Origin of the sequence: Nocardia arthritidis NBRC 100137 (assembly GCF_001612765.1) — a bacterium.
Taxonomy (GTDB): Bacteria; Actinomycetota; Actinomycetes; order Mycobacteriales; family Mycobacteriaceae; genus Nocardia; species Nocardia arthritidis.
This window is the reverse complement of the sequence record NZ_BDBB01000009.1, coordinates 175,015-196,360: the sequence shown is the minus strand read 5'-3', so window position 1 is coordinate 196,360 and position 21,346 is coordinate 175,015. Positions and strand designations below refer to the sequence as shown.

Genomic DNA, 21,346 nt, shown 5'->3' with positions numbered 1-21,346 from the left:
ATCAGTTCTCCGCCACGGCGGCCTCGGCCGCGGTCCGGGCCCGGGACAGGGCCTCCGGCACCGGAATCCGGCCCGGATACATTTCGGCGAGAATCGGCTCGACGGCGCGGAGCGCGGCCGGAAAACCCGGCCCGCCACCGGAGGAGATGCGCGGGCCGCGCAGCACGTCGAAGAAGGGCGAGACGTCTACTCCCTTCGCGGCCCAGTAGTCGCGGTAACGCTGCTGCTCGGAGACGACCGCCGGGATGACGGCGCCGCCATCGGCCAGGTAGCGATTGCCCGCGCCGCTGCCGAGCCAGGCCAGCACCCGGCGCACCGCGTCCGGATGCCGGGTGGCCGCGTTACCGGCGACGCCGATCGCGTTGTTCGTGCTCACCCGCCCGGCGGGGCCCTCGGGCAGCAGCGCCACACCCCAGCCGAAGCGGGCACGTTCGGAGATCTGCGCGAGATTGAACGTCCCGGACTGCAATAGCGCCAGTTTGCCTTGCAGGAAGGCGTTCTTCGCGAAGTCGGGATTGGTGTTGGTGTCCGCGGGAGAGGGCGTGAGCCGGTCGGCGATCAACCGCACCAGATAGTCGAACGCCGCCACGCCCTGCGGGCTGTCGAAGACGAAGTGGTCGTTGTCGTCCTGCAATCGTCCTCCGGCCGAGCCCAGGTAGGGCAGCTCGATGGACTGGAAGTCCTGGCCCGCGTTGTACACCCACGGGGCGGCCGTCGCGAGCCTGCGCAGCACCGGTCGTAAGGTGTCGTCGCCGCCCGGGCTCCACCGCAGCGCGTTCAGCTCCGCGGGATCCACGCGGGCGGCCGCGAGCAGTTCCCGGTTGTAATACACCGCTGTACCGGCGTCGACGAATTGCGGTACAGCCCAGAGCTTTCCGTCGCGTGAGTACTGTGCTATCGCCGAAGGATCCCAGACTGCCGCGGCCTCGGGACCGAGCGCCGCCCCGATATCGATCAACCGCCCGGTATCGGCGTAGTCCTCGTAAGAGTTGGTCCAGAACAGATCGTCGGCGGTGCCCCCGGCCACGTCCAAGCGCAGCTTCTGCTGATAGGAGGACCACGGCACCACCGTGAGCCGCACCTCGATGTCCGGATTCGCCCGCTCGAACTCCGCGAGGGAGGCACGGTAGGCGGGAACGAGACTCTCGTCCCAGACGCGTAGCCCCAGCACGGTACGCCCGGACCCGTCGCCACCGCGGCCGAGCCACAGGGCGGCCGTGACCAGCAGCGCCGCAGCCAGTGCGACAGCGAGTACGACGCGGGTCGACGTCCTCATTTCACCCCCGTCCACGCGATCGAGCGCAGCACCTGCCGCTGGAAGATCACGAACAGCACCACCAGCGGCGCGATGGCCAGCGTCGTGGCCGCCATCACCAGGGTCCACTGCGCGTTGTAGCGGGTCTGCAGGTTCGCCGTCGCCACGGTCAGCACCTGCCACGAGCGGCCGCTGCTCGCGACCAGCGGCCACATGAAGTTGTTCCATTGCGAGACGATCGTGATGAGCGTCAAGGTCGCCAGCACCGGCCGGCTCATCGGCACCATCACGTGCACGATGATGTCGAGGGTGTTCGCGCCGTCGAGCCGCGCCGCACCGATCAACTCCTGCGGAATCGCGCGAAAGTACTGCCGCAGCAAGAAGATCGCGTAGGGCGATCCGAACACGAACGGCAGCACGAGCGCCCAGAACGTGTTCAGCAGGCTCAGTTCGGCGAACATCAGATACAGGGGGATCAGGGTCACCATCGGCGGCACCATCATGGTGCCCAGATACACCCAGAACAACGCCTCGCGGCCCGGGAATTCGGTGCGGGCGAACGCGTATGCCGCCAGCACCGAGGTGATCAGCTGCCCGCCGGTGACGAACACCGTCATCAGTGCGGTCACCAGCACCGCGCGCCCGAACCCGTAGTCCAGCACCGTCCGGAAGTTGTCCGCCGTGGCCGGATGCGGCAGGGCCAGCGGTGACCCGGTGGCGAACTGGTCGGGTGTCTTGATCGCGGTGAGGGCGCTGAGCAGCAGGGGCGTCACGGTCAGCAGCGCCCCGGCCGAGAGCACCGCGTAGGCCGCGGCCGAACGCAGGCGATCAGAACTCATAGGTGGTCCGATTCCGGAAGTAGCGGTGCTGCGCCACGGTGATCGCGAACATCACCGCGAACACCACCAGCGCCATGACGGCGGCGCGGCCCGGACGCGCCGCGTCGAAGGCCTCGGAGAAGATTCGCATCGCGAGCACATCCGTGCGATCGCCCGGACCGCCCTTGGTCAACGCGTACACGGTGTCGAAGGTTTGGAACGCGGTCAGTACCCCGGTGACCAGCACGAAGAACATGGTGGGGCGCAGCAGCGGCAGGATCAGCCAGCGGATCCGGCGCCAGCCGGTAGCGCCGTCCAGCGCTCCCGCGTCGAGGATCTCGCTCGGAATCGCGCGGATTCCGGCCACGAAGAACAGCGCCACGTACCCGAAGTTCGCCCACACGCTCACCGCGGCCACCGACGGCAGCGCAAGCGCGGGATCCGACAGCCATTCGACGCGCCTGCCGAGTGCGGCGTTGACCGCGCCCCCGGTGGGGGCGAACATCCACTGCCACATCACACCGACCGCCACCGGCGCGCACATCCACGGCAGCGCGTACATGATTCGCAGGCTCGTCGCGCCGCGCCGCCGAGCCAGCAGCGCCGCGACCGTGAAACCCAGCATGGTCTGGGCGGGCACCACGATGGCGGTCAACGCCAGCGTCACCAGCAGGGCATGGCCGAAGGCGGCGTCCCCCAGCACCGAGCGCCAGTTGCGCAGCCCCACGAATTCCCTGGGCCCCAACAGGTTCCAGCTGTGCAGACTGAGCCAGGCCACCACCAGGATCGGCAGCAGCAGGAACGCGCCGACGCCGATCAGGCTCGGCAGCAGGAGAACATAGCTCGTCACGGTACGACGAGCCGCACGCCGGTTCATGTGCTGCGACGTTACCGCCCCGGCCCGCCCCCGCATGGCGGCCGGGGCCGCGGGATCAGTCGGTGGGGCCGCCCGCCACGTAGATCACCTGGCCGGATACGAAACCGGCGCCCTCGCTCACGAGGAAGGAGGCGGTGTGCGCGATGTCCTCGGGAGTGCCTACCCGCTGCACGGGAATCTGCGATGCGGCGGCCTTCTGGAAGTCCTCGAACGAGACGCCGACGCGCTCGGCGGTGGCGGCGGTCATGTCGGTGACGATGAATCCGGGAGCGATGGCATTGGCCGTGACGCCGAATTTGCCCAGCTCGAATGCCAGGGTCTTGGTGAAGCCTTGCAGCCCCGCCTTCGCCGCCGAGTAATTCACCTGACCGCGATTGCCGAGCGCGGAGGTGCTGGACATGTTGACGATGCGTCCCCACTTCTGTTCGACCATGTACTTCTGCACCGCGCGGGTGAGTAGGAAGGCTCCGCGCAGGTGCACGTTGAGCACGGCGTCCCAGTCCGCGACGCTCATCTTGAACAGCAGGTTGTCCCGCAGAATGCCGGCGTTGTTCACCACGACCGTCGGCGCGCCCAGCTCGTTGTCCAGTTGCTGGACGGCGGCGGCGACCGACTCCTCGTTCGACACGTCGGCGCCGAGCGCGACGGCTTGCCCGCCCGCCTCGGTGATGGCGTGGACCGTGTCGGCGCAGGCGGCCGCATCGAGGTCGAGCACGCCGACACGAAGCCCGTCCGCCGCCAAGCGCTTGGCGATCGCCGCGCCGATCCCTCGCGCGGCGCCGGAAACCACTGCCACTCGCTCGCCCATGAGCGCGTCCCTTCGTCGGTCGGATGTCGAATCAGTCATACCGCACCGGCCGGTCGCCGTGGCGAGGACCGGCCGCCGAGCACGCTGAGATCAACGCGGGTCCGGCGGCCATCTTCGAGCTGATCGCCGATCCCGCCGAGCAGCCGCGCTGGGACGGCAACGACAACCGGCCGGCAACCGGGCAGGGCGTGCTCTACCGGCACTTCTCCACGCGGGAGAGTATCGCGCCGGCGGTGTTCGAGGAGAACATCGACGGTATCGAGGCGCTGGCCGCCGATCCCGCGCTCACCGTCGAGGACCTGCTGGCGATCGTGGTCGAGCAGATCGCCACCTCGGCGGTGTTCATCGCGATGATCCACCCCACTGACACCGACGACATGCGCCTGTTCGAGGTGGCGCGAGCCCGTTGGCGAATTCGCGTTGCCCGATGAGGCGGATCGGGACTCGCCGAGGCTGGGAAGGGATTGTTTCAAGTTAGCCTTACCTTATGAATGCGACCGCGGTGGTGCACGAGCCCGGCAAGCGGATCGTCCGCTCGCGCGAGCGATCCCGCAAACCGGTGCGGCGCGCACTGATCTCGATCCACCGCTGGTCGGCGTTGATCCTCGGCACGGTCCTGATGGTCCAATCGACCTCGGGCGCGCTCCTGCTCTACCACGCCGAACTGTTCCGGGCCCAGCACGCCTCGTTCTATCGGCACACGGACGCGTCGCCGGTGATCGACACCGAGCAGGCCGTCGCGCTGGTGCGCGCGACCGATCCCGATTTCGCCGTCGGCTGGGTCGGCGTGGACGGCGGCGTGATCGCGATCGGAAACACGCAGTACACCGCCGCCTACTCCATCGATCCCGGTACCGGACGAATCAACGAGCGGGTGAACCTCACCGACGGTGTGCTGGGTTGGCTGGCCAATCTGCACAACTGCGCATTCGGCTGCGCGCGCTATTCCGGAGCGATACCGATCATGGAAAACCAAGCTCCCCTCATCGACATCAAGTGGGGCGCGGTGATCCTGGGCTCGCTCGGCACACTGTTGGTGGCGCTCGTGGTGTCCGGTGCGGTCATCTGGTGGCCGTCGCTCAGGCGGCTGCGCAACGGGTTCCGGGTCCGCCTGCGGAAGGGGCGCTTCGCCCGGGACCGCGACCTGCACGACGTCATCGGCGTTCTCGCCGTGCCGTTCTTGCTGGTGTGGGGCATCACCGGGACCACCATCGAATGGCCTGCCGTCCAGCGGGCCTGGCTCGTCGCAACCGGCGGCAACTCGACTCTGGAACGAACCGAGAGGACCTTCGAGCCGCGCTCGAGCGTGGCGGGCCGGGCTCCGCTATCCATCGGCGAGGCCGGTGCGATCGCGCAGCGCGCCGCGCCGGGCCGACTCGCCTACCTGCTGCTGCCCACCGACGCCGCCCCGTACTACCGCGCCGCCGTGGCCGGCGCCTACTCGCCCCGCGAGCATCGCCTCTTCTACAGCGGTGACGTCCTGGTCTATGTGAACGCCTACGACGGCGCAGACGTCAAGGTGGTCGACGCGAGCCACGACCGGCCGCTGGCGAACACCTTCTACGCCAAGGTCTTCGAACCCGCCCACTTCGGCTGGCTGGTGAACGGCTGGTGGCGACTGGTCTGGCTGGTCTTCGGCATGACTCCGCTCGCGCTCGCGGTCACCGGGCTGTCGACCTGGCTGTTCCGCCGCAGAACCGAACGCCGTCGCATCGGCGCGAGGGCGTAGCCGTCCCACGAGTCACGACGGGAAGTGGATCACTTGCCGGGCGAAGACCGTGTCGGGATCTGCGAGGTGATTCGCCGCCGCGACCACCCCCACCCTGGTGTCCAGGTCGGCGGGGCCGTACGCGTGGTGGCACATCGTCCGCAGCGTATCGCCGGCGACGGTGCGGCGGCAGTTGAGGCCGGGCACGATGAGTACGTGGCCGGGAGCCGGTTCGCTCCCGGAGGGCAGGTGGTTCGCCAGTTCGATCAGCAGGGCGAGGTGGTCGTCGCCGTACCAGCGTTCGGCCAGTACCGCGAGAGTCTCGCCTTCGACCACTGTGTGGTGGCCGACATCGGCCAGCTCCGGGATGTGCAGCCACGCACCTTGCTGTATCTCGCGTTGTGCCACACCGTTGACCACTTCCCAGATCAGCTGGACATGGGTGTCCTCGCTGCCGTAGTAGCGCTGGGTGATCTGCTTGCGCGCCGCGGTGGAGTCGGAGGTGGTGACGAGGTGCCGCCGTGTGATGTAGGGAAGCAGGAGCTGTTGCCCGACGTCGATCGAATTCGGATCGGCGAGATGGTTCTGGCGCGCGATCGCCGGGAACAGACTGCTGTCGCCGTACTCGCGATGCGCGATCGCGGAGAGAGTGTCGCCGGGTTGAACTTCGTATTTCTTCATCTTTTCCGCCTTTTCCGAGACTGCCGCCGGTGGGAGCGCGAATCCTGCGGGACGCGTCGCCGCCGTTGATCGGTTCCGGCCGACTCCGGACACCCACCGGTTACGAAGGGTTTCGCAGTACCGAATGCTCGTCGCGAATAGTCGCCTGAACGTGAGTAAGCGACTACTCGTTTTCGGGCGGGCGGCCCGCTGGTTTCTTCCGATGAGGCGTTCCAGGTAGAGGCGGCCGGCGATGTGGTCGGTCTCGTGCTGTAGGCAGCGGGCAAGATAGCCGGTGGCTTCGGGCCGCGGTTCCTGCCGCCGTTCCGTGCGGCCGCCGAACGCGACCGCTCGGCGCTGTCCTACCTGGTCCTGCGGCCCGATCTGGACACGACGTTGTCGCGTGCGCAGCATCGCGCCGGGCACGAACTGAAGGATGTCGAGGCGATCACCGGCCTGTACACCGCGTTCGCGGGCCTGGGAGAGCTCGAGGACCATGTGCCCGGCGCAACAACCGCCCGGCCGACCAGGCGATCGAGGCAGCGCGAGACAGCGGAGCCGATCGCGCCCCGGGCGGATCGGTCCGCGCACCACCGAGGATCGTCGCGGCGGGAGTCGCTGTCTACGTGAATGCGCGTAGGGGAAGCGCGATCGGCTGCGTCGGTGGTCGTAGCCGATCGCGCGCTCGCGCGGGAGCGCGGGAACTCAGGGATGCCGTACCCTCACGGCATGGTTCTGCGGGCGGTGTCGCGACGGCTGTCTGCTTGGATCTCGCGTCGGCCCGCCTGGTTCCCGGATGTTCTGCTGGCGCTGTTCGTCACCGTGATCCAGGTGCAGAGCGCCGCGATCCCGGTGCCGCTCGAGCCGGCCTACACACCGGTGTCGGGTTTCGGATACGCCCTGCTGATCGTCAGCGGCCTGGCCGTCGCCGCGCGTCGCAGCCGGCCGGTCGCGGTGTTCGTGGTCACGGGGCTGGCGAGTGTCTTCTATTTCGGTCTCGGCTTCCCCGACCGGCTTTCCTATCTGGGCCTCTTCGTCGCCCTGTACACCCTCGCCGCCTACGGCGACGGGCGGCGATCGCTGCTGGTCGCCGGTGCGGGCATCACGGTGCTCGCCCTCGGCTGGCTGATCGCCGCGGCGGACATCCAGCCACTGGTGGCCATCGGCTGGGTGTTCTTCCGGATCGGCGCGTCGGTGATCAGCACGATCCTCGGTGAGTCCGTCCGATCCCGCCGGGTCATCGCCGCCGATGCGCAACAGCGGGCGGAACTCGCCGAACGGTCCCGCGACGAGGAAGCCAGGGCGCGGGTCGACGCCGAACGGCTGCGGATCGCGCGCGAAGTCCACGACACCGTCGCCCACGCGATCGCCATCATCAACGTGCAGTCCGGCGTCACCGCCCACGTGCTCGACAAGCGACCGGAACAGGCCCGCGAAGCACTGCGCACCATTGAACAGACCAGTTCGCGGGCGCTGCGGGAGATGCGAGCCATTCTCGGCGTCCTGCGCGACGGCGACGAACGCGAGCCCTACCCCGGTCTCGGCCAGATCGATGAACTAGTCGGCAAGGCCCGCGACGCCGGGCTCGACATCGCGTTCGAGCAGACCACCCCGGTGACGCCGCTCCCCACCGCCGTGGGCAGCGCCGCGTACCGCATCGTGCAGGAATCGATCACCAACGTGATCCGGCACGTCGGCCCGACCAGGGTGACGGTGGCGCTCGAACCCGGCGTCGACGCCTTGCGGATACGGGTGATCGATGAGGGCCGCGCCGACGCCGCGCGCCTCCCTGCTCGCGCGGGCGGCTCGAACCCGACCGGCCGCGGCATCCTCGGGATGCGGGAACGCTGCCGGTTGCTCGGCGGTGAACTGGACGCGACGCCGCGTCCCGGCGGCGGGTTCGAGGTCACGGCCCGGCTGCCCCTGACCCCGGTGGGATCGCGCTTGTGAACTCGACGCCTCCGATCAAGGTTCTGCTCGCCGACGACGAACGCCTGGTCCGCTCCGGTTTCAAGGTCCTGCTCGATCTGGAGGACGACATCACGGTGGTCGGTGAAGCCACCACCGGCGCGGAAGCGGTCGAAATCGCCCGTGCCACTCGCCCCGACGTCGTCCTGATGGACATCCGCATGCCCCGACTGGACGGGATACGCGCCACCGCCCAGATCGCGCAGGCCACCGGGATGGAACGGGTCAAGGTGCTCATCCTCACCACCTACGACACCGACGAGAATGTCTTCGACGCCTTGCAGGCGGGCGCGAGCGGATTCTTGCTCAAAGACGCGGGCCCCGCCGAACTCCTGCACGCCATCCGAGTGATCGCCGCCGGTGACGCGTTGCTCGCACCTCGGATCACCCGCCGCCTGATCAGCCAGTTCACCGCGCAGCGCAGGGCGGCCAAGTCGGCCGAGGACCGGCTCGCCGTGCTGACCGACCGGGAGCGCGAAGTGCTGGCCCTGGTGGGGCAGGGCATGAGCAATGACGAGATCGGCGCCGCGCTGTTTCTCAGTCCCGCCACCGCGCGCACCCATGTCAGCCGCGCGATGGTGAAACTGGGTGCGCGCGACCGCGCGCAGCTGGTCGTGATCGCCTACCAGACCGGGCTGAGCGATCCCACCCCGTAGCGATCGGGTTCCTCCACGTCCTGATGCCGGTGCGGCCCTTTGGGCAACGAGCGACGCGCGGACGAGATCTTCGCAATACGTTGGGGTGGTTGTCGCGGTAGGTCGTTGCCGCGGTGAGTGATTCGTGAACCGGATGCGCGACCGGCTACGACGATCGACGCAGCCGATCGCGACTCGCGTACGCGTATTCACGTAGACAGCGCCTCCCGTCGCCGGAAGCCGAGCATGCCCGGCGAGCGCGACGATCGACGGCATGATCTTGGATACCGAACTCGAAGCAGCTGTCTCGTTCTTCCCCCCGGCCGACCTGAGCGACCCCGTCACCGCCCGCAAACGCCTCGCCGAGTTGGCCGCCGCGATCCCGGTACCGGCCACCGCGCACCTGCACATCGAAGATCGAACGGTGCCCGGCGACGTCGAGGTGCCGATACGGATCTATCGGCCACGCGGGGCGCGAGGCGCGATGATCTGGCTGCACGGCGGCGGATTCGTCATGGGCGATCTGAACACCGAACATCCGTGGGCCGCGATGCTCGCCGAGAATTCCGGCGCGACGGTGATCTCGGTGGGCTTCCGCCTGGCGCCGGAACATCCGTTCCCCGCCGCTCACGACGACGTATACGCGGTGCTGGCCTGGACGGCCGAGCACGCGGCCGAACTCGGCATCGACCCGGCGCGCATCGCGATCGGAGGCCACAGCGCCGGCGCGGGACTCGCGGCCGCGGTGGCGTTGCGGGCGCGTGACCAGCAAGGGCCGCCGATCCGATTCCAGCTGCTCAACCAACCCGCCCTCGATGACCGGCAGCAGGCATGGTCGGCGCGCAACTTCACCGATACGCCCTTCGTGACGCGGGCGAAGGTGGCTCAGATGTGGCAGCACTACCTGGGTTCCACGCCTGCCACACCGTACGCCGCGCCTGCGCGGGCCACGGATCTGTCCGGTCTGCCACCCGCCTACATCGCTACCGCCGAGTTCTGCCCGAACCGCGACGAAGACATCGACTACGCGCTGCGCCTGCTGCAGGCGGGCGTGCCGGTCGAGCTGCACCAGTGGCCCGGCACATTCCACGGGTCGCAGGCGATCCTGTCCGCCGAGGTGTCCCAGCGCCAGAGCGCCGAACTCGCCGCTGTCCTGCGCCGCGCCCTGGCCGGGGAGACGTCGACCGGCTCGCAAAAGCATTCAGCCGCAGAGTGATCGACGAAGGCCGGAGAACGATGAGCACCATCGACCTCGCCGAGGCGAGGAAGCAGTCCACCCCACCCCTATCGGAGGCCGAACCCTCCGCGCAGCGGAGCGCGACGGAGTTGCTGCGCCCTTACCTGGGTGGTTTCGCCGCCGTCGTCGTCCTGCAGATCGTCGGCGCCGTCGCTGGTCTGGCGCCGCTGCTCGCGGTGGTCGAACTGGGGCGAACGCTGTTGTCGCCGAACCCGATCGATCACGGTCAGGTCCGGATGATCGTGCTCGCGGGTGCGGCCGGGCTGTTCGTCCGGCTGCTGTGCACGGCCGCGTCGTCCGGACTCGGGCATCTTCTCGACGGCCGGGTGCAGCTGTCGTTGCGCAGGCAACTGGCCGCACGACTGGGGCGGGTCCCGATCGGATGGTTCTCCGGCCGCCGCACCGGCGAGTTGGCGACTATCGTGGGCAAGGACGTCGATGCCGTGCACCCGCTCATCGCACACACCCCTGGCGAGCTGGTCGCGGCCTTCGTCGTGCCGCTGGTGTCGCTGATCTACTTGTTCACCGTCGACTGGCGCCTGACCTTGATCACGCTGATACCGGTGGTGCTGGCAGTCGCGCTGGTCCCCCTCATGATGACCCCCGCCCGGCTGCGCACACAGCAGGAGTTCGACGCGGGGATGGGCCGGATCGCGAATGCGACCGTCGAATTCGTGCAGGGCATCTCGGTGGTCAAGGCGTTCGGCTCCGGCGAGCGTGCCCACCGGAGATTCCGCACGGCCACAGACGATTTCGCGGACGCTTTTTTGCGCATGGTGCACGGTCTCGCTGGAATCGGCGCGGCGATGCAGGTGATGCTGTCGCCGCCGTTCGTGCTGCTGGTCGTGCTGATCGGCGGCACCGTCCTGATCATGGGCGGATCCCTGGCTCCGGCGGATCTCCTGCCGTTCCTCTTGCTGGGACTCGGCCTGACCGCCCCGGTCGCGGCGCTGGGTCACGGCTTCGACGATCTGCAGGCCGCGCGGCGCGCGGTCGGCCGGATCCGGGACGTGCTCGCGGTGCCGTCGTTACCGGAGCCCGCGCTCCCGGTCGCACCGCAAGGGCACCGGGTGGAGCTGCGTGAGGTCCGATTCGGCTACGACGCCGATCACGAGGTGCTGCGCGGGATCGACCTGGTGCTCGAGCCGGGTACGGTCACCGCCATCGTCGGGCCGTCGGGAAGCGGGAAATCCACCCTGGTGCAGCTGTTGCCCCGATTCTTCGACCCGACCCACGGTTCGGTCCGGCTGGGCGGTGTCGACCTGCGCCAACTCGGCAGCCGGGAGCTCTACCGGATGGTCTCCTTCGTCTTCCAGGACGTTCGCCTGCTGCGCGCGTCGGTCGCGGACAACATCGCGCTGGCGGTACCCCGGGCCGACCTCGACGACGTGGTGCGCGCGGCCCGGCTGGCGAACATCCACGACCGGATTCTCGAGCTGCCGCGCGGCTACGACACGGTGCTCGGCGCCGATGCCGGATTGTCCGGCGGTGAGGCGCAGCGGATCTCGATCGCCCGCGCGCTGCTGGCCGACGCACCCGTTCTCGTGCTCGACGAGGCGACCGCCTTCGCCGACCCGCAGACCGAACAGGCCGTGCGCCGAGCCATGACGACACTGAAGGGCGATCGGACGATCCTGGTCATCGCGCATCGTCTCGAGACCGTCGCCGACGCCGACACCGTCGTGATGTTGGAGAACGGATCGGTCGTCGAACGCGGCACGCCCGCCGAACTGCTGGCACAGAACGGGAAGTACGCCGAATTCCGGCGATCACACCGAGCCGCGCGCACCGATGCGGTCGAAACCCTCGGCGGCGTGCTACAGCGCGAGCTCGGGCCACCGAGCAGGCAGTGGAACGCGACCAACCGGCGGCCCGCGGACGTCGCCGATCAGACATCGCAAGGAGGCGAGCCCCGATGATTCGCATGCTGCTGCGCGTGCTGGGACGCGAGTACGCGCGGCCCGTACGTCGCACCGTGGCCATGATGACGGCCACCTCGATAGCGGAAGGCCTGTCCTACGCACTTCTGGTTCCGCTGTTGCGGGCGCTGTTCGGCGACACGCCCACGGACGCCTGGCCCTGGCTGATCGCCTTCGGCGCGGCGATCGCGGGCTATGCGGCGCTGCGCTATCGCAGCGATCTGTCCGGATTCCTGGTCGGGACCACGCTGCTGCGCGGTGTCTATCGCCGATTCGGCGATCGCCTGGCCCGATTGCCCCTCGGCTGGTTCACCGCCCGCCGCGTCGGTGAGGTTTCGGTACTCGCGAGCGAGGGTGTGCTGCAGGCGATGAGCGTGATCGCGCATCTGCTCGCACCGATGATCTCCGCGAGTGTGACGCCGCTGACGATCGTCGCCGTGATGCTCGCCTACGACTGGCGCATGGGGCTGGCCGCGCTGGCCGCCGTGCCGGTCGTGGCGGTGATCCAGCTCTGGACGGGACACTCGATGGCCGCCGCGGATGCCGAACGGACCGAACGCGTGAAGGAGGCGACGGGGAGAGTCATCGAATTCCTTCAGGCGCAGCCGGTCCTGCGCGCCGGCGGCCGGACTACCGAACGATTCCGGATGCTCGACGATTCGTTGTCGGCGCTCGAACGCGCCTCCCGCCGCGCCATGCTGTCAGCTCTGCCCGGCATCGTCGGCCTGACGCTCACGGTCCAAGCGATGTTCACCGCGCTGCTGGCCCTCGGCGCCTACCTGGCGCTCGGCGGCCACATCGGTGCGGCGGAGATCCTGACCATCCTGGTGCTGGCCGCCCGCTGCGCGGATCCGCTGCTGTCGCTGTCGGAGATCGGCGGCAAACTTCGCGGCGCGCGGTCCGTGCTGGCCGGTCTCGACACGGTGTTGCGCACCGAGTCGCTGCCGGAACCGCGCAGGCCGATCCCGCCGACCGGCCACGACCTGGCGTTCGACTCCGTCGTCTTCCGGCACGGCGGCCGCACCGTGATCGACGAGGTGTCGCTGTCGGTACCCGAGGGACAGCGGGTCGCGATCGTCGGACCATCCGGTGCGGGCAAGAGCACACTGCTGCAATTGCTCGCACGGTTCTACGACGTGGACGACGGCACGGTGCGCGTAGGAGGCGTCGACGTGCGCGCGATCGGCACCGACGTGCTGATGCGGCGGTTCGCCATCGTCTTCCAGGACGTCTATCTCTTCGACGGCACCATCGAGGAGAACGTGCGCCTCGGCCGTCCCGACGCCGACGACGCCGAGGTGCGGGCCGCGGCGACCGCCGCCCGGCTGGACGAGGTGATCGAGCGGCTGCCCGGCGGCTGGGCGACGAATGTCGGCGAGGGCGGCGCGCTGCTGTCCGGCGGTGAGCGGCAACGGGTTTCGATCGCACGAGCGTTGCTGAAGAACGCGCCCATCGTGCTGCTGGACGAGGTGACCTCCGCGCTGGACCCGGTGAACGAGGCGGCTGTGCACGACGGTATCGAGCGCCTGATGGCGGGCCGGACGGTGGTGCTGGTCGCGCACCGGCTGCGGACCGTCCAACGCGCCGATCACATCGTCTTCCTGGACAACGGCCGGATCGTCGAAGAGGGCAGTCACGACCAGTTGGTGCGCCGGGGTGGCCGGTACGCCGACTTCTGGGCGATATCCATGGCAACGGCAGCGAGCGAATGAGCCGGGATGTCGTCACCGCGGCCGGGATCAGCGGCGGTGACGACATCCCGGCTCCACTCCGGGCGGCCCGGTCACGCGGTCGGCGGTGCGGCCGGGCCACGCGTGCGCTTCGCCCAGCGGCGCAATCCGCCCGGCCTGCGCAGCATCAGGACGCCGATGGCGGCGACGGCGATGCCGCGCGGCGCCTCGTAGATGAATCCGGACAGCCCCTGGGTGGCGGGGATGGGGAGGAAGAAGCCGGCCATGCCGAGCAGGGTGAGCACCGCGATCCAGCGCGGAACCGCTTGGTGGCGCAGCAAACTCGCGCCCAGCAGGCCCATCCCGGCGAGCATCACCAGACCGCCGATCGAGTTGAACAGCGCGAACGCGGTCGTGTCGATCATGTTGTCGTCGCCCGCGATCAGGTGCGCGGTCGCGGGATCGGATGCGAAAGGGTAGGCGACGAACAGTTCGACGGTGAGATGTCCGGTCGCGGTGACGATATTGCCGAGCAGGTAGGCGACCGTGCCGACGAACCCGATCGCGCCCAGTCGCGGCCGCAGCCACGCGTACATACCGGGCAGGCCGAACACCAGCAGGACGGTTCCGATACCGAGCAGGATCTGCGCGATCGGTGTGCCCGGACTGGTGAGCGCTTCGACCGAATGGCCCTTGCCCGCGACGATCGGGTGCAGTGAGCCGCCCGCGATGCACAGGGCGCCGCCGATGGTCAGCGCGGCGCCGCACATCCGCGTTACAGTCTCGCGAGAGGGGCCGCCGACGGTCCCATCGTCGCCGGTGGCCGGGGTTGGCAGGAGTGCTTGGGTGTGTGTCATGAGCCAAGAGTCGACGAGGGCGCTGGTGTGACGCTGGTGCGCGGCGGGTCCGGCGACGACTCACCCGCCATCGCGGTGCTCGGTCCGCTGGAGGTGCGCGGCCCGGACGGCGCCCGCATCGCCATCCCGGCGCGCAAACACGCCGATCTCCTGGTCATCCTCGCGGCCGAGCGCACCGCCCGCAGCGCGCACTATCTGTGCGAATTGCTCTGGCGCGGAAGGCCGCCCGACAGCGCCCTGGTCACCCTCCAGGGTTATGTGTCACGGTTGCGCCGGGCGCTGCGGCCACTGCCCGACGTCCGGATCGAGACCGGCCCCAACGGCTACGCGCTGCGGTGCGGCGGTTCGGGCACCGACCTCGACCTGCTCGACGTGCTGTCCAGGGACGCCAGGGCGGCACACGCCGATGGCGACGTCGGACGCACCGTGGATCTGCTCGAGCGCGCGTTGCGCCTGTGGCGCGGCGACGCGCTGCCGGATGTCGGCGACATCGCCGAACTCGCTCCCGAGCGCGCGCGTTTGGACGAGTTGCGATCGGAACTGGTCGAGTTGTGCGCCGAGGGATTGATCGTGCTGGGCCGGGCCGGGCGCGCGGTCACCCTACTCACCGACGAACGCGAGCGGTATCCGCATCGGGAAGGCACGGCTCGGCTGCTGGCGCTGGCGCTGCGCGACTGCGGACGGATCTCGGAGGCGCTCGACGTGCTCACCCGGTTGCGGCGCGAGCTGCGCGAAGAGTTCGGGCTCGATCCCGCGCCCGACACCACCCGGATCGAGCACGAGATCCGCCACCCGCCGACGCTCTCGCCGCCGGGGCGCTCGGCCCTCGTCGGACGTGACGACATCGCCGCAGTCCTCGACCGCGCCCGAGACCGGTCACAGCGGGGATTGACCGTCGTGACGGTGCGCGGCGCACCGGGCATCGGCAAGACGGCCGTCGTCGAGGACACCGTGCGACGCCACGGCGACGCGGCCTTCTTCACCGCGGGCAGCAGCGGGGTGGGTTCCCCGGCTCTGGCGACGCTCACGCCGTGGCTGGATCAGGCGACGCTGGCCGGGCGCGCGGTCCCTGACATCCCGACACCGCGCGCGCTCGCCACGCTCTTCGCGGAGGTGATACGGGAGACCGGCCGGATGGTCGCGATCATCGACGACGTGCAGTGGGCCGACCCCGACTCGGTGCGGATGATCGCGGCCGCGATGCGGGTACTGCGCGCTCATCCGGTCTTGCTGTTGCTCACGGTGCGGCCCGAGCCGCTCCCGGCCGAGGTGGACGCCGCGGTGCGGTTGCTGCGCTCCGCGGGCGCCCACGTCGCGGTGGACCTGCCGCCGTTGTCGGACGCCGCGGTGGACGAATTGGTGCGCGCCGACGCGAGTTCGGCGGGTCCGCGGGCGCGTGCCCAGATCGTCCAGGTGAGCGGCGGCAGCCCGTTCGTCGCGGCGCAACTGTGCGATCTCGTCCGGACCGGTCGCCGGTTGGATGTCGGTGGCGCGGCGACCGAGATCACGGCGGCGAAGCTGGGCGCCGTTTCGCCTGCGGCACGGGCGCTCGCCGAGGTGCTGGCCGTCATCGGCCCGCACGCCCCGGTCGGATTGGCCGCTGCCGCCGACGGCGCGCCGCGTTTCGACGACCGGATCGGCGAACTCGTCGCCGCGCGAGTCGTGTCGGTCGAGGGCGGCGCCGTCGCCTTCGGGCACGAACTCGTGCGCGCCGCCGTGCTGGCCACCATCGGCGAGGTACGAACCGCCCTGCTGCACAAACGGATCGCGGACGCGCTGGCCGACCTGCGGCCCGATGCGCTCGCCGCGTGGGCATTGCACCGCAGCGCCGCCGCGCTCGATTCGCTGGATCCCGCCGCGGCGCAGGCCTGTGCCGCCGCGGCGCGAGACGCACTGCGGCGCGACGCGGCTACCGAATGCGCGGAACTCGCCGCGCGCGGGGCCCGGCACGCGGGCTCCGGCGACGTGGAACTGGCCATCGAATTGGATCGGCTCGCCGGACAGGCGCGTAACCGCCTCGGTCACTTCGACGCGGCTGCCGCGTGTTTCGACCGGGCCGGGCGGCGATGCGGCGAGCGCGGCGACTGGGCCGGGCTGGCGCGAACCGCGCTGCTGGCCGCACCCCGCGGCGTCGCCGGGTACTTCTCCGGCTACGGTGTGGTGCAAGCCGGTTCGTCGGGGCTGCGAGCACAGGCATTAGCCCATCGCCTCGATCTCGACGCCGATCTGGTCGCCGAGGTGGAAGCGATCGAGGCCGCCGACCGTGCGATTCACGGTTTCGCGGGCGATCTCGACGTCCTGGCCGACGCGCGGGCACGCAGCGCACCGGGCAGCCGGTCGTGGCCGCAGGTGCTGCTGGCCGAGTTCGTGTGCACCTGGGACCCGACGACCGTCGCCGACCGGCGCGAGATCGCCGAGGAATTGGAAGAACTCGCGGGCCACGACCGCGCGGCGCGGGCGACGGCGGTCCACCTGCGCCGTGTCTGTGCCCTCGAAGCTGGCGATATGCGACTGGTCCGCAGACTGTCGGCCGAATTCGCCCGGCTCGCTTCCGGCGGCGGCGCCGACCTCGCGGCGACTCAGCTGTGGTGGCAGGTGATGCTCGCCGTGCTGCGTGGCGACTACCAGCGGTCCCGGGTGCTGATGACGAATTTCGCCGCCGATCTGGGGACGGTCGACGATCAGGCCCGGTTGCTCGCCGAGGCCTCGGTGCTGACGAGCAGTTCGATCGAACTGTGGCACCGGGGACGCCTCGCCGAGGTGCTGGCCGAAGCCGACCGCATGGCCGAGGACTTCGACGAGGACTTCGCGCTGGTGGTCGCGATGGCCGCGGCGGAGATGGGTGACCACGACCGGGCGATGTCGTCGATCGAGTCGGTTGTCGCCCTGCCGGGGAGGTGGCACGGCCCGCGGGTCGTGGTGCGGGTGCCGCTGTTGCTCGAGGCGCTGCTCGCGGTGGGGCAGCGCGCGCCGCGGTGGCGCGACCGGGTGGCCGAGCTCGCCGCCGAACTCGAGCCGCTGACCCAGGGCTGGGGTGAGACGCTGCTCGTGCAATGGCCCGGACTGGTGTGCCTCGGGCCGTCCGGGCTCTATCGCGGTACCGCGCGCGGAATCCTCGGTCTCCCCGGCGCGCACGACGAGGTGGTCGCGGCGCGGCACCGGGCGCGCGTACTCGGCGCACGGCCCTATGAGTCGCGCGCCGAGGACCGGCTGACCCGTTGGCCGTTCGCCTGAGCGCCACGACTCCTGCGCGAGGCGCCGTTCGGTGGCGTGACGGTATTCAGTGAGCTTCTCGGATCCAATCTCGGTAGTGCGTCGATGCCAGGTGCGCGTCCGGCCCCGCGGTGAGCACATCGCCGGTGACGGCGGCGAACATGCCTGCGGTGTCATCGGTGACCACGGTCCGGTCGTCGTGCTGGGCGGCCAGGGTGAGCCTGCCGAGTTCGTCGAGGGTGAAGACGTCCGGACCCGCGACGTTACGAATTCCCAGCAGAGGCTCGCCGGTGGAGACCTCGACGACCGCGTCGACGACGTCCGCGGCGGCGATCGGCTGAATCGGGGTGGCGGGCATGCGGACGGTGTCGCCGTCGGCGGTCCAGGACAGCACCGCGTCCATGAACTCGAAGAACTGGGTGACGCGAACGATCGAGTACGGCGTCGGCCCCTGCCGGAGCAGCTCCTCCTGCAGGGTCTTGGCCCGGTAGTAGTCCAGCTGGGGCACCTGGTCGACTCCCACGATCGAGAGGACGACCTGATGGCGGACACCAGCGGCCGCTCCGGCGGCGAGCAGGTTGTCCATGGAGGTGCGGAAGAAATCCGAGGACGCCTCGTCGAAGGTCGGCGAGTTCGCCAGGTCGATCACGACTTCGGCACCCTCCACGGCCTGGTCCAGGCCCTTTCCCGTGATCAGGTCGACACCGGTGGACACCGCCGCGGCGACGGCCTCGTGCCCGGCAGCCGTGAGCTTCCGAACCACCTGCGAGCCGATCCGCCCGGTTCCGCCGATCACTGTGAGCTTCATGGTCCCCAACTTCCCGTCGTGCCACCGGACATTCCGGCGGTTCATGGCGGGTGGCCGTGCGCCACGAGCAGTCGACCGACCGTCCGCGGTCGAAGCATTCCACCGGCCAACCGGCGGCAGGGCGGCTTTGCCGACCCACACGACAGAACCGTTATCGGTTCGTTCCGCTCGAGAGACCGGAAAGCCGGTGCGCCCCGTCCTGTCGTCAGCGGCACAGGGCGGTTTCGCGCTGCAAACGGGAAAGCTTCTCGGGATTGCGCACGGCGTAGAGCCCGGTCACGAGTCCGTCGTCGATGCGCAGCGCCAAAACGGTGTCGATCTCGCCGTCCTGGCGGATTATCAGCGCGGGATAGCCGTTGACCTGCGCAGGCTGCCTTGCCGACGCGGCGAACCTGCCCAATCCGCCAGCCAGTACGCCGGCCACCCTGTCGGCTCCCACGACGGGCGACAGCGTGGCCTGCACGACGCCGCCGCCGTCACCGAGCAGGACGACATCCGGTGCGAGGATGTCGAGCAGGTTCCGCAGATCGCCCGTTTCGATCGCGCGCTGGAACGCCTCGAGCGCGTTCTGCGTCTCGGCCGCCGACACGACTCCGCGCGGTCGGCGTGCGGCGACGTGCGCCCGCGCCCGGTACGCGAGCTGGCGGACCGCGGCCGGGCTCTTGTCGACGGCCTCGGCGATCTCGTCGTAGGCCAGATCGAACACCTCGCGCAGGACGAACACCGCCCGCTCGATCGGCGTCAAGGTCTCCAGTACCAGCAGCATCGCCATCGACACGCTGTCGGCCAGTTCGACATCCTCGGCCACATCGGGTGCGGTGAGCAGCGGCTCGGGCAGCCACGGGCCGACGTAGGACTCCTTGCGCCTGCCGAGCGCGCGCAGCCGGTCGAGGGCCTGGCGGGTGACGATCCGGACCAGGTACGCGCGCTGATCCTGGACGATGCCGAGATCGACGCCCGCCCACCGCAGCCAGGTCTCCTGGAGGACGTCCTCGGCGTCGGCGGCGGAGCCGAGCATCTCGTAGGCGACGGTGAACAGCAGGTTCCGATGGGCGACGAACGCCTCGGTGGCGGGGGCGGGGCGGTCGTCGGCCCCGCCGGGCGTGCGCTGCGATGTACCGGCCATGGTGTGGCTCCTGTTTCTCTCGACTGGCTCACTCACCAGACGCCTGGCCTCGCCGTTTCGTAACACAGGGGAGTGGTGGCGCACGTCACATCAGTGCGTGGTCGCAAGTTCCGGGTGAGCCGCGGCGGCGCGCACCTCGGGCGAGGCCGGTTCCCACGAATGCGCGGCCTCGGCGACCATCGACGCCGAGCCGGAGAGCGTCGCGGCGACTGTTTTGGCCACCGCCACCGCGATATTGGCCCCGGAGGCGACGATCACGGTGCGTGTGCTCTCCCCGCCGGACGCGGGCGAGGATTTCTCGTCGTGGAAAGCGTTGGCTCGCTCCATCTACGCCAGTGTGGCATGAACCGCGCGGATCGTCGGGGGGCGCGCAGCGCGGTGGCGGGATCCGCAGAGCGTACGGCGCTCGGCTCCCTGATCCTGCGTGTCGGTGCGTGCCGTTAATCTGCTGGCATGGCCGGACCGGACGCGGCGCTGCGCCGACTGACGCGCGAGGCGCGAAAACTGCTGCAGCCTTATGGCTTCGAAGGGCCGGAGGCCGTGTGGCTCCGGATCGCGCCGGGCGGAGTGGCCTCGGTCGGCCGCACCAGGACCGTGCGTACCTGGACCGGCGGCCGGCAGGAGTTGAAGTTCGGCTTGAACCCGAGTGCTACACCCACCGCCTGGTGGGAGTTCTGTAACTGGCGTAACGCGCAGCAGGGTCTCCCACTCGCGCCGCTCGAGCAGGCGACCGGCCCCGGTCTGATCGACGACCACGGTATGTCGGACGACTCGACCGAGTTGTGGTCCCTCCAGGCCGATCCGGCACAACCGGGCCAGGTGCTGCAAGCAGACGTCGACGCCATCCGCGCCGAACTGCCCCGGCGCGTGCACGCCTGCGCGCGCCGCGCGCTGCGCCTGCTGGAACCGGGCCGGTACCTCGACGAACTGCTTGCCCTCCCGGACCCGCAGATCGGAGCCTTGGAGGCCATCGTCGTCCTGCTCGCCGACCGCGGTCCCGGACCGCAATTGGACAAAGCGTTCATCCAATTCCGGTCGTGCTTCGCGGACGGAGACGAGGCGGCCTACGCGGAGAACGTCATCGCGTACGCCCGAGGCCGCGCGGCTCAGATCACGGAGCGCTGGTAGGTCGAGAGCAAGGACGGCCGGTCGCGGGCCAACTTGGAGCGAACCCTGGGCGGTGACCGGTGCCGGGAATTAGAGTTATCGGCTATGGGTGGTAGGCATCGGAAAGATCGGGGGCGGAGCAGCATCGACTTCGCGGCGGTCGCCCGTGTCGTCGCCGCGGCACGGCGTGATCCGGAAATCCCGACCGCGCGCGAAGGATTCGCTGTTCGTGCGCTGGCTGCGCAGCCGCAGGTACCGGGGTGGATCGTGTGGCTGTACGAGCACGCCGGCGAGCAGCTGGCGCGGCTGGAGTACCAGACGCATTACCCGCTGGACTACGGCGGCCCGGGAGCTCGCACGAGCGAGGAGTGGCTGATCACCCAGCGCGCCTATCTCGCCGAGCGCTCGGCTCGCGCGGTCGAGCGCGCCCGCCGCTTCCACGGTGACCGTCCCGGCGTGGTCTACGCCCACGGACCGGAATTGCCCGATGACGAGGATTTCTACGATGCCCTCGAATCGGGCAGGGAATGGACCGGACATTGGTATTCCCGCGACCCGGTCGAGGCGTGGGACTGTCCGGGAGTGCCGGCCTGACCGGATCGGTACAGGCCGAGCCCACATGAGCCCCTTGCGGGGCCCCGGGGGGTGGAGGGCGCCCACCCCCCGGGTGGGTGGGGCGC

Annotated in this window: 19 protein-coding genes and 1 pseudogene; 10 read left to right on the top strand and 10 right to left on the bottom strand. The window is 69.8% G+C overall.

What is annotated here, in order from left to right:
* Position 1 precedes the first annotated feature (1 nt).
* The 4 genes from NA8_RS09635 to fabG are packed head-to-tail and all read right to left on the bottom strand — an operon-like array spanning position 2 to position 3,758.
* Complete coding sequence (locus NA8_RS09635; RefSeq protein ID WP_063050034.1) at positions 2–1,276, bottom strand: ABC transporter substrate-binding protein; 1,275 nt, start codon at positions 1,274–1,276, stop codon at positions 2–4.
* Complete coding sequence (locus NA8_RS09630) at positions 1,273–2,094, bottom strand: carbohydrate ABC transporter permease (protein ID WP_063050033.1); 822 nt, start codon at positions 2,092–2,094, stop codon at positions 1,273–1,275. Before NA8_RS09630 ends, NA8_RS09635 begins: the two co-directional genes overlap by 4 nt.
* Positions 2,084–2,950 (bottom strand): carbohydrate ABC transporter permease, encoded by an 867-nt coding sequence (locus NA8_RS09625; protein WP_063050032.1) that lies wholly within the window; start codon positions 2,948–2,950, stop codon positions 2,084–2,086. Before NA8_RS09625 ends, NA8_RS09630 begins: the two co-directional genes overlap by 11 nt.
* Before the next feature lie 55 nt (positions 2,951–3,005).
* Positions 3,006–3,758, bottom strand: a complete 753-nt coding sequence (gene fabG / locus NA8_RS09620; protein WP_063050031.1) for a 3-oxoacyl-ACP reductase FabG — start codon at positions 3,756–3,758, stop codon at positions 3,006–3,008.
* Positions 3,759–3,781: 23 nt separating this feature from the next.
* Here fabG and NA8_RS34985 point away from each other — a divergent pair, with 23 nt between their 5' ends.
* Positions 3,782–4,189 carry a hypothetical protein gene (locus NA8_RS34985; protein WP_063050030.1) on the top strand — a complete coding sequence of 136 codons (408 nt, stop codon included), beginning with the start codon at positions 3,782–3,784 and terminating at the stop codon, positions 4,187–4,189.
* Between the two features lie 56 nt (positions 4,190–4,245).
* A complete protein-coding gene (locus NA8_RS09610; protein ID WP_063050029.1) occupies positions 4,246–5,487 on the top strand; it encodes a PepSY-associated TM helix domain-containing protein in 1,242 nt (413 codons plus the stop codon).
* A gap of 12 nt (positions 5,488–5,499) precedes the next feature.
* Here NA8_RS09610 and NA8_RS09605 read toward each other — a convergent pair whose 3' ends face one another.
* Together NA8_RS09605 and NA8_RS35505 are read right to left on the bottom strand one after the other, a co-directional pair.
* Positions 5,500–6,147 (bottom strand): LysM peptidoglycan-binding domain-containing protein, encoded by a 648-nt coding sequence (locus NA8_RS09605; protein WP_063050063.1) that lies wholly within the window; start codon positions 6,145–6,147, stop codon positions 5,500–5,502.
* Positions 6,148–6,306: 159 nt separating this feature from the next.
* Positions 6,307–6,540, bottom strand: a pseudogene (locus NA8_RS35505) (peptide deformylase); the annotation flags it as partial.
* A 315-nt stretch (positions 6,541–6,855) separates the two neighbouring features.
* Between NA8_RS35505 and NA8_RS09600 the strand changes: the two are divergent.
* The 5 genes from NA8_RS09600 (at position 6,856) to NA8_RS09580 (ending at position 13,597) form a co-directional block, all read left to right on the top strand.
* Positions 6,856–8,076, top strand: a complete 1,221-nt coding sequence (locus tag NA8_RS09600) for a sensor histidine kinase (RefSeq protein ID WP_063050062.1) — start codon at positions 6,856–6,858, stop codon at positions 8,074–8,076.
* The gene (locus tag NA8_RS09595) at positions 8,073–8,750 is read left to right on the top strand and encodes a response regulator transcription factor (protein WP_063050028.1); all 678 of its coding nucleotides are present in this window, start codon (positions 8,073–8,075) and stop codon (positions 8,748–8,750) included. The genes NA8_RS09600 and NA8_RS09595 overlap by 4 nt, the downstream gene beginning before the upstream one ends.
* Before the next feature lie 253 nt (positions 8,751–9,003).
* On the top strand, positions 9,004–9,945 hold the full coding sequence (locus NA8_RS09590; RefSeq protein WP_063050027.1) for an alpha/beta hydrolase: 942 nt from the start codon (positions 9,004–9,006) through the stop codon (positions 9,943–9,945).
* Positions 9,946–9,965: 20 nt separating this feature from the next.
* The gene (locus NA8_RS09585) at positions 9,966–11,885 is read left to right on the top strand and encodes an ABC transporter ATP-binding protein (protein WP_084466648.1); all 1,920 of its coding nucleotides are present in this window, start codon (positions 9,966–9,968) and stop codon (positions 11,883–11,885) included.
* Positions 11,882–13,597 carry an ABC transporter ATP-binding protein gene (locus tag NA8_RS09580; RefSeq protein ID WP_063050026.1) on the top strand — a complete coding sequence of 572 codons (1,716 nt, stop codon included), beginning with the start codon at positions 11,882–11,884 and terminating at the stop codon, positions 13,595–13,597. The genes NA8_RS09585 and NA8_RS09580 overlap by 4 nt, the downstream gene beginning before the upstream one ends.
* A 71-nt stretch (positions 13,598–13,668) precedes the next feature.
* Here NA8_RS09580 and NA8_RS09575 read toward each other — a convergent pair whose 3' ends face one another.
* Positions 13,669–14,412, bottom strand: coding sequence for a hypothetical protein (locus NA8_RS09575; protein WP_063050025.1), 744 nt, complete (start codon positions 14,410–14,412; stop codon positions 13,669–13,671).
* Between the two features lie 27 nt (positions 14,413–14,439).
* Here NA8_RS09575 and NA8_RS09570 point away from each other — a divergent pair, with 27 nt between their 5' ends.
* Positions 14,440–17,646 carry an ATP-binding protein gene (locus NA8_RS09570; RefSeq protein ID WP_063050024.1) on the top strand — a complete coding sequence of 1,069 codons (3,207 nt, stop codon included), beginning with the start codon at positions 14,440–14,442 and terminating at the stop codon, positions 17,644–17,646.
* A 46-nt stretch (positions 17,647–17,692) separates the two neighbouring features.
* On the opposite strand, the gene NA8_RS09565 is transcribed toward NA8_RS09570, so the two are convergent.
* The 3 genes from NA8_RS09565 to NA8_RS09555 form a co-directional block, all read right to left on the bottom strand.
* Positions 17,693–18,433: an SDR family oxidoreductase gene (locus NA8_RS09565; RefSeq protein ID WP_063050061.1), complete on the bottom strand. Its 741-nt coding sequence runs from the start codon at positions 18,431–18,433 to the stop codon at positions 17,693–17,695.
* 205 nt (positions 18,434–18,638) lie between these two features.
* Complete coding sequence (locus NA8_RS09560; protein WP_063050023.1) at positions 18,639–19,559, bottom strand: RNA polymerase sigma-70 factor; 921 nt, start codon at positions 19,557–19,559, stop codon at positions 18,639–18,641.
* A gap of 90 nt (positions 19,560–19,649) precedes the next feature.
* Positions 19,650–19,886, bottom strand: a complete 237-nt coding sequence (locus NA8_RS09555; RefSeq protein ID WP_063050022.1) for a hypothetical protein — start codon at positions 19,884–19,886, stop codon at positions 19,650–19,652.
* 126 nt (positions 19,887–20,012) lie between these two features.
* Here NA8_RS09555 and NA8_RS09550 point away from each other — a divergent pair, with 126 nt between their 5' ends.
* A complete protein-coding gene (locus NA8_RS09550) occupies positions 20,013–20,687 on the top strand; it encodes a hypothetical protein (protein WP_063050021.1) in 675 nt (224 codons plus the stop codon).
* Positions 20,688–20,771: 84 nt separating this feature from the next.
* Positions 20,772–21,260 carry a hypothetical protein gene (locus NA8_RS09545; RefSeq protein WP_063050020.1) on the top strand — a complete coding sequence of 163 codons (489 nt, stop codon included), beginning with the start codon at positions 20,772–20,774 and terminating at the stop codon, positions 21,258–21,260.
* The last annotated feature ends 86 nt before the right edge of the window (positions 21,261–21,346 follow it).